Below are 10673 nucleotides of genomic sequence, written 5' to 3'. Positions count from 1 at the left end.
ATAATAAGTGGCATTTATTCCTCGATATATTAAATAACATCGATAATACTATTTTAAGTTGGTTTTTTATAGAGGTCTTTTTGAAGGTATCCCATTTTTTCTTGGATATCTGTTTTCAGTGCGATTCAACTTTTGTATTTTTATTACTACCTTGTCGTTATCCAAAAAAGACGAATTGATTTTATGAATATTAAGAGGAGATCCTCCTAGTAAATGACTTATTTGGTTGAGATTTTCAAGATTCGTGATTAAATCTTCTTTACTATAATCCAATAAGATTCCATTTAATTTTATTAGAGGTATTCCATACTCGAGCAGGGTGGAAATTTTACTTACGGCTCTTGCTGTAACTAAATCAAAAGATTCTCTAAATAATGGATTTTGTCCTACTTCTTCAATTCGTTCTGAAATAATTTCAACATTTGTTAATTGTAATTCTGTCGTTATATGTTGAAGAAATGTGCATTTCTTCTTTGAGCTTTCAATTAGTGTCAATTTACTTTCAGGATAAAGAATTTTTATTGGTATTCCTGGGAATCCAGCGCCTGTTCCTATGTCACATATACTAAAATTAGGGGATATTATGGTACTGGAAGAAGGTATAGCAGAAATCGAATCAAGGAAATGAAGGGTATATATGTCTTTCATTGAATTAATAGCAGTTAGATTGAACTTAGAATTCCAAATAATTAATTCTTCAGCAAAATACTGGAATTGAGCTGCCTGTTGGTCTGTCATAGATAGATTCAATTCCAATAAACCTTCTTCTAAAATCTTGCTATTATTGTTCTTCATGGATATATGTAACCTTGATCGACTATTTGTTGTCAACAAGGTTTGTATTTGATTGACACTCTTATTGTAGGTAATTAGAATATCATTTACACTAATTTCGTATATGCTTTAAGTATGAGATTGTAATGAATATAAATCCAAGGAGATTGTGAAATGGATTTTGAATTTTCTACCGAGTACGAAGATTTTAGAAAAGAGTTACGTTCATTTGCCGAAAAAGATATGCCTGAAGGGTTTGATCCTGATGAGGCCGATAAAGACGAGATTCAAGCAATTCGACAAAAAATTGCCAAAAAGGGATGGTTAACACTACCATGGCCTGAAGAGTACGGGGGTATGGGTGCTCCCCACTTAAAACAAATGGTTTTCAATGAAGAAACAGCGTATAGAAGAATCCCAGCTAATGATAATGCAATTTCAATGCTTGGACCTATATTGATGCTTGAAGGAACAGATGAGCAAAAGCAAAAATTTCTACCTCCAATTGCCAAAGCTGAAGTTCGTTGGGCTCAAGGTTATAGTGAACCTCAGTCTGGCTCTGATCTAGCATCTTTACAGACTCGAGCAGTTGAAGATGGAGATGATTTTGTTATTAATGGTACAAAAATATGGACCTCAGGAGGCCACGAAGCTGATTGGTTATTTATGTTAGCTAGAACTGATCCTGATGCTCCTAAGCATAGAGGTATCAGCTTCCTATTGGTTGATATGAAAACTCCAGGAGTAGAAGTTAGGCCTATCATAGATATGGCAGGAAGGCATAACTTCAATCAATTATTTTTTGATAACGTTCGAGTACCAAAACAAAATTTAGTTGGTGAATATAATCGAGGTTGGTATGTTGGCGCTAGGTTATTAGACTTTGAACGTTCAGGCGTAAATAGATCAGCTTCCGCAAGAAGAACATTAGAAGAAATTACCGATTTTGCTAAAAATAATACATTGAATGGTAAAACTATTTCGTCAATATCTCGAGTTAAAAACAACTTGGCAAATATGGCAATTGAAGTAGAAGTAAGTAGAATGATTTCCTATAGAATTGGTTACTTACAAAGCAAAGGTGAAGTATTTAATAAAGAGGCATCTATGGGGAAAATGTTTGGTACTGAAATGGTACAGAGAATTTATTCTACAGGAATGGATATGTTGGGTCTCTATGGTACCTTGCAACAAGGTAGTAAATGGGCTCCCCTAAATGGGAGAATACAAAAAGGATATTTAGCTTCCTATAGTGCAACTATTGCTGCTGGAACATCAGAAATACAGAGAAATGTTGTAGCTACGAGAGGTTTAGGATTACCTCGGGCTTAAATAGTAATTTATATCTGGAGTAAATAATGGATTTTAAATTTAGTACAGAAGAAGAAACTTTTCAAAACGATGTTAATAGTTTCTTGAAACAAGAACTTCCAAGTGATTGGACAGGAGAAACTGCTTACGCATCGAGCGATGATGGCTGGAATTTTAATCTTAAGATGAAAAAGAAGCTAGCTGAAAAAGGTTGGCTAACTTTGGGATGGCCTAAAGAATATGGAGGAATGGATGCTTCCATTATGAGCCAAGTTCTTTTTAACGAACAAATGGCATATAACCGCGCTCCAGGGATAGATATCTGGGGAATTAAAATGTTGGCTCCGACATTGATGGTTCATGGTACTGAGGAGCAGAAACAAAGATTTTTACCACCTGTTGCTAATGGCGAGGTTCAATGGTGTCAGGGATATAGTGAACCAGGCTCAGGATCTGATTTGGCTTCACTACAAACGCGGGCTGAGGTAGATGGTGACGAATATGTTGTTAACGGTACAAAAATATGGACGTCTAATGGCCACAGAGCAGATTGGATAATATTGCTGGCACGAACAGATACTGATGCCCCAAAACACCGTGGTATAACAATGTTACTTGTTGATATGAAGACACCAGGTATAAGTGTGAACCCAATAGTAAATATGGCAGGCATGCATGAATTTAATCAAGTTTTCTTTGACAATGTTCGTGTACCAAAAAGAAATTTAGTTGGAGAGGAAAATAGAGGTTGGTATGTAGGTGCAACTTTATTAGATTTCGAAAGGTCTGGAGTTCAGTATTCTGCTGAAGCAAGAAGAACAATTGATGATCTAGTTGGATTTGTAAAAGACAATCCTTCTTCTAATTTTGATTTATCAGGTCGTGAACATTTAAGAAATCGTTTAGCTGATATGGCAATTGAAACTGAAGTTAGCCGAATGATTTCTTATAATATTGGATTTATGCAAAGTCAGGGGTTTGTGCCGAATAAAGAGGCATCAATTTGTAAATCTTTTAGTACAGAAATGGAACAAAGAGTTGCTGAAACAGGAATGCACATACTTGGTTTGTATGGACAGCTTACTAGTGATTCAAAATGGGCCCCTTTACGAGGTAGAATCGAAAGAACTTTTCTTCGACATCACTCTGCTACTTTAGCTTCGGGAACATCAGAAATACAGAGAAATATAATAGCAACACGTGGCTTAGGTCTTCCACGTGCTTAAGGTATTCATAATTTAAGGAGAAAATCATGGATTTGGGATTTGATGAAGTTCAGTTGTTATTAAAAAATAGTGCACGAGAGGTACTAGAGCAAGAATGCCCTATTACTTTAGTCCGTGCGATGGAAGATGACGAAAGAGGTTTTACTTCTGAATTATGGCAAAATATGGCTGAATTAGGATGGTTAGGTTTATCTATTCCTGAACAATATGGTGGCCAAGGCATGTCGTTTTTTGATTTGGCTATATTACTTGAAGAAACTGGTCGATTTTTAGTTCCTGGTCCATTTTTTTCAACGGTAGTTTTGAGCTCATCAATCATAGCTGAATTTGGAACAGATGCACAAAAATCTGAAATATTACCTAAAATAGCTAATGGAGATTTAATTTCAACAGTAGCTATAACAGAGCCTTCAGCAACATATGAATCAAATGGAATACAATTGACAGCAACTAAAGATGGATCAAATTATGTATTAAATGGTACAAAGCTTTTTGTAAATGATGCCCAAATAGCAGATATAATTTTAGTAGTTGCTAAAACGGATGACAAGGGTGAAGAATCAACTGGTTTTACAGTTTTTATTGTTGATAAAAACACATCTGGAATGACAATAACTCCATTAGACACAATAGCATCAGACAAACAGGCAGAAATAGTTTTTGAATCTGTATCAATTTCAGAAGAAAATGTTTTAGGTGAAGTTGGCAAAGGTTGGGATATAGCAAAACGCGTTATAGATCTGGGATCATCAGCCAAATGTATAGAAATGCTAGGCGGTGCTGATCGAGTTTTGGAAATGACAGTTGAATATGTGAAAGATAGAACACAATTTGGACGCCCTATTGGAAGTTTTCAGGCTATTCAACACCATTGTGCTAACATGGCAACAGATGTTGAAGGGTGTAGATATGTGGCTTATCATGCCGTTTGGAGAATTTCTGAGGGATTAGAAGCACAAAAAGAAATTTCAATAGCAAAAGCTTGGGTGAGTGATGCATATAGAAGAGTGTGCGCAATAGGACATCAATCACACGGTGCTATAGGATTTACTAAAGAATATGATTTACAGTTATATACAAGAAGAGCAAAGGCTCAAGAACTTGCTTTTGGTGATTCATCATATCATCGAGAAATTGTAGCTCAACAGTTAGGAATATAATATTTAGGGGAGAATATTCTTATGGCAGAAAGTATATTTCAAAAAATTGCTCGCGGAGAAACGGATACAGAGATATTGTTTCAGGATGATAGGTGTTTTGTTATTAGAGATCTAAATCCAGTTGCGCCTGTCCATCTATTAATAATTCCTTTCTGGAAATGTACGTCTTTGGCATATATTGGACCAGGTCAAGAACCTCTAATAGGACATTTGCTTGCGGTTGCTGAGGAAATGGCAAGACGCGAGGGCGTTGCTTTGAGTGGATATAGGCTTGTCGTTAATCAAGGTCCTGATTCAGGCCAAGAAATAGATCATTTACATGTACATTTAATTGGTGGTACTAAGTTGTCTAATATTGGTTAATAACTTATGGCTATTATCAACAATCAATTAATTGATCATATAGAGAACAACCTTCCTGATTCCTTAAAAAAACATATCTATCGTTCTTGTGAAGTTGGTCGTAAATTGTGCCGCATACATGGGATTGATGAAGGAAAAGTAGTAACTGCCTTACTTGGCCACGATTTATATAGGGCATATTCTGACAATGAAATGTTACTTGCTGCAGAGGAAAAAGAAATCGAAATTTCAAATGTTGAAAAAGCTTCTCCATTATTATTGCATGGCGTTTTAGCATCAATAACAATGCAAGAGCAATACAAAGTATCAGATAAACAAATTATTGAATCAATTAAATATCATACGAGTGGTATGGAAGAAATGGATGAGATATTTATGACAGTATTTTTAGCTGATAAATTGGATCCTAAGAAAATTGAAAAAAATATTCAATTAGAACCAATAAATCAAAAAGCATTAAATAGTTTATCAGAAGCTACACTTATGTACCTAAATCTAAAAATTTCTTCTATAATCAATAGTGGTCAGTTGGTACATCCGGATTCTTTAAATGCTCGCAATTCACTTTTATTAAAAACAGGAATATAATACTAGAATGTTTTTTGGAGGATATTAATTTGCCGATATATGTATATAAATGTGATAAATGTTCAAATCAATTTGAATTAAAACAAGGTTTTGATGCAGAAAGTACTCAGCCTTGCCCTGAGTGTGATGGTATTGGTAAGCGTCAATTTTATTCTCCTGCAGTGATTTATAAGGGTTCTGGGTGGTACACAACCGATTATGCTCGAAAGAGTGTAAATCCAGCGGGGCCTGTAGATACTAAGAATGAGGATTCTTCAAAAGCCACAGATTCTGAAAAACCTAAAGAGACCGTAACAAAAACTTCGACAGAAACAGATACAAAATCATCTTAATTTGTTATGAAGTTAGTCATACAACGTGTAACAAAAGCCTCTGTGATTATAAATAAGCAGGTTCATAATTCTATCAATTCAGGTTTGCTTGTTTTATGTGGTATTCAGGCAGATGATGATAATAATGATATAGATTATTTAGTAAATAAACTAACCAATTTAAGAATTTTTTCTGATAATAATAACGATTTTAATAATTCTATTTTAGATATTAATGGGGAGATTTTACTAATCAGCCAATTTACTTTAATGGCCAATACTAGAAAAGGGAGAAGACCATCCTGGGATATGGCAGCGAATTCTGATATAGCCAAACCTATTTATGATTTGCTTTTGGATAATTTATTAAACCAAGGGGTTATTGTTAAGGATGGTGTTTTTGGTAGTGATATGCAAATAGAACTTGTTAATGATGGGCCAGTCACAATAATTATAGATAGTAAAGACAGGTTGGCTTCGAGAAAATAACTATCTTGACTCACTGCCCTTCCATTCGCCTTTTTGGTTATTTGTTTGTCTAAATTTTTTAATCATTTGATAGTTTTTGATTGCAATTTGCCACGTTGGTACATTATAAGGTCTATCTGTCATCCCACGTAATTTAGTCATAAACTCATCTTGTAAAATTGGACCATGTCCACAAATACCTATTTCTGCATCAATATCTCGTAAACTTACTAAAGATTCATCGAGGAGTTTTCTGTTGCTACTTGCCCATGTTAAAGGCCTACTTAATCTGTCGACATTATTAATTACTGAATCACCTAAAAAAAGAATTTTATGTTTTGCTAAATAAAGACATATACTTCCTGGTGTATGGCCAGGTGTATGTATGACTTGCAAACCACCCAAAAATGGAAGGATTTCATTATCTTCAATTGTTTGATGTACTTCCGTTCTTTCAAATACTACCCGCCTAGAATCATGATTCGAATTTCTACTAACTGAAAGAGCGGTAGCTAAACCAAATGTCCAGCGGTACCAAAATGGTGGCCTCCCACCTTCAGTGCCGGTTCTAAGTATATTGTTTTTTAGTATTTCGCCCCTATGTGCAGTAATTGATGCACCAGTAAGTTTGTGAAGTTCTTGTGCACCACCTGAATGGTCGTGATGAAAATGGGTTAGGATAATATTTTTAATTTCTTCTGGTTTTCTACCTAAGCTTTTAACATAATTTACTATAGTTTGTGCATTGCCAGGATTTCCAGTATCCACAACTGCTATATTTGTATCTAGAAGTAATATACAATTACTTCCTGAAGTGTCGTCAACTCGATGTACATTTTCTGCAATTTCCATAGATATAATTCTACTTATTATGATTATTAATTTATATAATTTTCTATGTCTAAACTGATATCCAAAGACGAAAATGAATGAGTGATAGCTCCTACAGATATTAAATCAACACCCTGTTCTGCAATTTTACGAACTGTTGACAAGTTCACTCCCCCAGAAACTTCTATTATTGCTCTTTTATTGATTAGTGCAACAGCTTTTTGAATGGTAGGAATATCCATATTATCTAACATAATTATATCGGCCCCAGCGTCAATAGCTTCTTGTACTTGTTTGAGATTTTCTGTTTCTACCTCAACTTTAAGAGTGTGGGGAGCTTTATTTTTTGCAATAATTACGCCTTCTTTTAATGAGAGACCTTTTGTTTTTAAAGCTTCAATGTGGTTATCCTTGATGAGGATTCCATCACTTAAGTTCATTCTATGATTTGATGCGCCGCCAGTTCTAACAGCATATTTCTCCAATTGTCTTAGGCCTGGTGTAGTTTTTCTTGTATCTATTATTTTACAGTTTATATCTGATATTTCTACAACATATTTATTGGTTTCACTAGCAATACCACTTAGGCGTTGTAAGAAGTTTAAAACAGTTCTTTCAGAAATTAAAATACTAGAAATTTTACCTTTAATATGTAGTATGGATGTATTTTTATCAACAATTTCTCCATCTTCAATAAGGGGTTTAATTTCTAAATTGGGATCAACATGGTGAAAAATTGCAGTTGCAAGAGGTATTCCACATATTACGCCGTTTGTTTTGGCCTTTATTATAGCCGAACCCATTAACTCCGAATCAACCAGACTATTTGTGGTGTAATCTTGTGTATAACAATCTTCAACTAATGCTTCATTGATTATTGTTTTTATTTGAGAATTAATTAATAACATAAAATTGTTATATATCAGTTATTTGATTTCTAACATTCTGTTTACTGATAGTTTTGCAAAATTGCTAGTCTTTTCATCTACATTAATTATATTAGTAGGTTTTCCTTCAATGATAGAATCAAGAACCCAGCAAAGATATGCCGGATGGACTCTATACATTGTTGCACAAGGACATACCATAGAATCAAGACAAAATATTTGTTTGTCAGGATTATTATTAGCTAGCCGATTTACAAGGTTTATTTCTGTACCAATTGCAAAAATACTACCAGGTTTACTGTTGTTTACAGTGTCTATAATAAATTCAGTAGATCCATTTAAATCTGCAGCATTAACAACTTCGTTTGTGCATTCAGGGTGAACTAAAACAGTGACGTCAGGAAATTTTTCACGTGCATTATTTATTTGAGTTATATTAAATCTAGTGTGTACTGAACAATGCCCTTTCCAAAGCAGTATTTTTGCAGATAGAATTTCTTCTTTGGTTAATCCCCCCATTGGTTTAAAAGGATTCCAAACTACCATTTGCGATTCAGGAATGCCTAATTTTCGCCCAGTGTTTCTACCCAAATGCTCATCAGGTAAGAAAAATATCTTTTCATTTTGATTGAAAGCCCATTCAAACACTGCTTGGGCATTTGAAGACGTACAAACAACACCATTATTTTCGCCACATAGTGATTTAATTGAAGCAGTAGAATTCATATATGTAACTGGTGTTACAGCGGTTGTAATTGTTTGAATATCATCCCAGGCGTCGTTTACATCATTTGTTTTTGCCATATCGGCCATTGAACATCCTGCAGCCATATTGGGAAGAATAACAGTTTGGTCAGATGAAGTTAATATATCGGCTGTTTCTGCCATAAAGTGTACTCCACAAAAAACAACGTAAGGGGCGTTTTGCCGAGATGCTTCTAATGAAAGTAAATATGAGTCGCCAGTGATGTCAGCATATTTTATTACTTCATCTCGTTGGTAGTGGTGACCCAATACAACGAGATCTTTACCTAAGACTGCTTTGGATTTTAATATTCTTCGATCAAGTTCATTGGCATCTAAGTTTTGGTAAGATTCAGGAATCTTTTGCCAGTTAATCCAAGTTGATTGAAGTTCTTCTTTTAAAGGTTTTGTAATAAGATTATTTTCAGTTTGGCAAAAAGCAGATTGCTCGAGTTCAGTTAATGGGATATACAAAGGATCCTTTTTATAGTTTTCTTCTGCTTGTACTATTCGTTCAGTTTCTGAAGTAGTCATTGTCCGATTATTATACCATACATAAGATTCCAAATTGGAAAGTCAGTATATGACATATTCCACAAATCCTCAAGTCTTAATTTTTTCAGTAGCGTGTAAATACCAAGGAGAAGTTTTATCAATTGACAAATTCACAGTTTTGCCAATCAAATTCACATCATTTGTTGACTCAAAGAACACGAGTTTATCATTGCGATTTCTTCCTTGCCATTGATCATTCTCAAGTTTTTCAACAAGTACTTCTTGTGTACTATCCAGAAGTTTAGCATTAATTGTGGTTACTATATCCTTTTGAAGAGAATCAACTTGGGATAAACGCTCTTTTTTCTCTTTTATAGGGACATTATCAATTAATTTTCTGCTTGCAATAGTTCCTTCTCTGGTTGAATAACAAGCTGAGTGTACTTTGTCGAATTTTACTTCCTCTAGTACTTTCAGAGAATTTTTAAATGCCTGATCAGATTCGCCGGGAAAACCAACAATCAAGTCAGTACTCATTGAAACATTTTTTACTCTAGTGCGTATTTTTTCTACCAATCGAAGATATGAATCAATATTATACCCTCTTCTCATGACTGTTAATATTTCATCATCACCAGCCTGAAATGGTAAATTTATATGTTCACATACTTTATCAATAGAATTTATTGCATCAATAATTTTGTCACTCATATCATTAGGATGGGAAGTTAGAAATCTTATTCTTTCAATACCTTTTATTTCATTGACTGCATAAAATAAGTCAGCAAGGTCTTTTTTATCTATAAAATCATGGCCATAAGAATCGACATTTTGCCCAAGTAAAGTTACTTCTTTAACATTCCGAAGAGAAAGTAGTTCTACTTCTTTTACTATATCCTCAATTGGCCTACTTACTTCTCTTCCTCTTCTGTAGGGAATAATACAAAATGTACAGAATTTATCACAGCCGTGAATAATTGGAACAAAAGCGGTTACGCTTGGATTAACGGGTGATAATGTGTTTATACAACCATCCACATCAATTTCATCGACAGTATTAATTAAATCAAATAAAGGTTTGAATTGTTGTGGTCTCATGAATATATCAACATGTGGATATCGTTTTTGGAGTTTTTCAGAGTTTGGCCCTACTAAACATCCCATCAATGCAATTATTTTGGAGGGGTGGGTGTCTTTTATGTGCCTGAGTGAAGTTAACATGCCATGGACTTTATCTTCTGCACTTTGTCTTACAACACAACTATTTAATACAATAATATCAGCATCGTTAACGTTTTCAGTGTTTTCTAGGCCAATATGATGAAATCCACTTTCTAGTCGGTTTGCATCAGCTACATTCATTTGGCATCCAATATTCCAAATGAAATAGTTATTTAGTTTTGTTTCAATCGATGTTTTCATGATTTTTGTAATGGCGGAGGAAGTGGGATTCGAACCCACGAGGGAGCTCATCACCCCCAACCCGCTTAGCAGGCGGGCGCACTAGGCCACTAT

12 protein-coding genes are annotated in these 10673 nt (G+C 34.6%); 7 read left to right on the top strand and 5 right to left on the bottom strand.

Annotated elements, in window-relative coordinates; all coding sequences use genetic code 11:
• Positions 1-66: 66 nt before the first annotated feature.
• Complete coding sequence (rsmG, locus tag FI695_07885; GenBank protein MQG51875.1) at positions 67-795, bottom strand: 16S rRNA (guanine(527)-N(7))-methyltransferase RsmG; 729 nt, start codon at positions 793-795, stop codon at positions 67-69.
• A 153-nt stretch (positions 796-948) separates the two neighbouring features.
• Here rsmG and FI695_07880 point away from each other — a divergent pair, with 153 nt between their 5' ends.
• The 7 genes from FI695_07880 to FI695_07850 are packed head-to-tail and all read left to right on the top strand — an operon-like array spanning position 949 to position 6222.
• The gene (locus FI695_07880; protein ID MQG51874.1) at positions 949-2106 is read left to right on the top strand and encodes an acyl-CoA dehydrogenase; all 1158 of its coding nucleotides are present in this window, start codon (positions 949-951) and stop codon (positions 2104-2106) included.
• Between the two features lie 26 nt (positions 2107-2132).
• A complete protein-coding gene (locus tag FI695_07875) occupies positions 2133-3311 on the top strand; it encodes an acyl-CoA dehydrogenase (GenBank protein ID MQG51873.1) in 1179 nt (392 codons plus the stop codon).
• A 26-nt stretch (positions 3312-3337) separates the two neighbouring features.
• Positions 3338-4471: an acyl-CoA dehydrogenase gene (locus FI695_07870; GenBank protein ID MQG51872.1), complete on the top strand. Its 1134-nt coding sequence runs from the start codon at positions 3338-3340 to the stop codon at positions 4469-4471.
• 21 nt (positions 4472-4492) lie between these two features.
• The gene (locus FI695_07865; GenBank protein ID MQG51871.1) at positions 4493-4834 is read left to right on the top strand and encodes an HIT domain-containing protein; all 342 of its coding nucleotides are present in this window, start codon (positions 4493-4495) and stop codon (positions 4832-4834) included.
• A 6-nt stretch (positions 4835-4840) separates the two neighbouring features.
• Positions 4841-5422: a hypothetical protein gene (locus FI695_07860; protein ID MQG51870.1), complete on the top strand. Its 582-nt coding sequence runs from the start codon at positions 4841-4843 to the stop codon at positions 5420-5422.
• A complete protein-coding gene (locus FI695_07855) occupies positions 5404-5754 on the top strand; it encodes a hypothetical protein (protein MQG51869.1) in 351 nt (116 codons plus the stop codon). The genes FI695_07860 and FI695_07855 overlap by 19 nt, the downstream gene beginning before the upstream one ends.
• Before the next feature lie 6 nt (positions 5755-5760).
• The gene (locus tag FI695_07850; protein ID MQG51868.1) at positions 5761-6222 is read left to right on the top strand and encodes a D-tyrosyl-tRNA(Tyr) deacylase; all 462 of its coding nucleotides are present in this window, start codon (positions 5761-5763) and stop codon (positions 6220-6222) included.
• On the opposite strand, the gene FI695_07845 is transcribed toward FI695_07850, so the two are convergent.
• The 4 genes from FI695_07845 to miaB all read right to left on the bottom strand — a co-directional run bounded on the left by FI695_07845 (position 6223) and on the right by miaB (position 10631).
• Positions 6223-7053, bottom strand: coding sequence for an MBL fold metallo-hydrolase (locus FI695_07845; protein MQG51867.1), 831 nt, complete (start codon positions 7051-7053; stop codon positions 6223-6225).
• A 26-nt stretch (positions 7054-7079) separates the two neighbouring features.
• Positions 7080-7940: a carboxylating nicotinate-nucleotide diphosphorylase gene (gene nadC, locus FI695_07840; GenBank protein MQG51866.1), complete on the bottom strand. Its 861-nt coding sequence runs from the start codon at positions 7938-7940 to the stop codon at positions 7080-7082.
• 18 nt (positions 7941-7958) lie between these two features.
• Positions 7959-9197 carry a quinolinate synthase NadA gene (gene nadA, locus FI695_07835; protein ID MQG51865.1) on the bottom strand — a complete coding sequence of 413 codons (1239 nt, stop codon included), beginning with the start codon at positions 9195-9197 and terminating at the stop codon, positions 7959-7961.
• 69 nt (positions 9198-9266) lie between these two features.
• Positions 9267-10631, bottom strand: a complete 1365-nt coding sequence (gene miaB, locus FI695_07830) for a tRNA (N6-isopentenyl adenosine(37)-C2)-methylthiotransferase MiaB (GenBank protein ID MQG51864.1) — start codon at positions 10629-10631, stop codon at positions 9267-9269.
• Positions 10632-10673: the final 42 nt, after the last annotated feature.

The organism is SAR202 cluster bacterium (genome assembly GCA_009392515.1).
Classification (GTDB): domain Bacteria; phylum Chloroflexota; class Dehalococcoidia; order Lucifugimonadales; family UBA6952; genus UBA6952.
Note: the sequence above shows the minus strand (reverse complement) of the source record. Positions and strands in the feature narration are given on the sequence as shown.

What these genes read in the sequence shown, in the direction of transcription:
- FI695_07875 (MQG51873.1), top strand. Translation starts at nt 2,133, where the DNA reads ATGGATTTTAAATTTAGTACAGAAGAAGAAACTTTTCAAAACGATGTT.
- rsmG (MQG51875.1), bottom strand. Translation starts at nt 795, where the DNA reads ATGAAGAACAATAATAGCAAGATTTTAGAAGAAGGTTTATTGGAATTG.
- FI695_07870 (MQG51872.1), top strand. Translation starts at nt 3,338, where the DNA reads ATGGATTTGGGATTTGATGAAGTTCAGTTGTTATTAAAAAATAGTGCA.
- FI695_07880 (MQG51874.1), top strand. Translation starts at nt 949, where the DNA reads ATGGATTTTGAATTTTCTACCGAGTACGAAGATTTTAGAAAAGAGTTA.
- FI695_07860 (MQG51870.1), top strand. Translation starts at nt 4,841, where the DNA reads ATGGCTATTATCAACAATCAATTAATTGATCATATAGAGAACAACCTT.
- nadA (MQG51865.1), bottom strand. Translation starts at nt 9,197, where the DNA reads ATGACTACTTCAGAAACTGAACGAATAGTACAAGCAGAAGAAAACTAT.
- FI695_07850 (MQG51868.1), top strand. Translation starts at nt 5,761, where the DNA reads ATGAAGTTAGTCATACAACGTGTAACAAAAGCCTCTGTGATTATAAAT.
- nadC (MQG51866.1), bottom strand. Translation starts at nt 7,940, where the DNA reads ATGTTATTAATTAATTCTCAAATAAAAACAATAATCAATGAAGCATTA.
- FI695_07865 (MQG51871.1), top strand. Translation starts at nt 4,493, where the DNA reads ATGGCAGAAAGTATATTTCAAAAAATTGCTCGCGGAGAAACGGATACA.
- FI695_07845 (MQG51867.1), bottom strand. Translation starts at nt 7,053, where the DNA reads ATGGAAATTGCAGAAAATGTACATCGAGTTGACGACACTTCAGGAAGT.
- miaB (MQG51864.1), bottom strand. Translation starts at nt 10,631, where the DNA reads ATGAGCTCCCTCGTGGGTTCGAATCCCACTTCCTCCGCCATTACAAAA.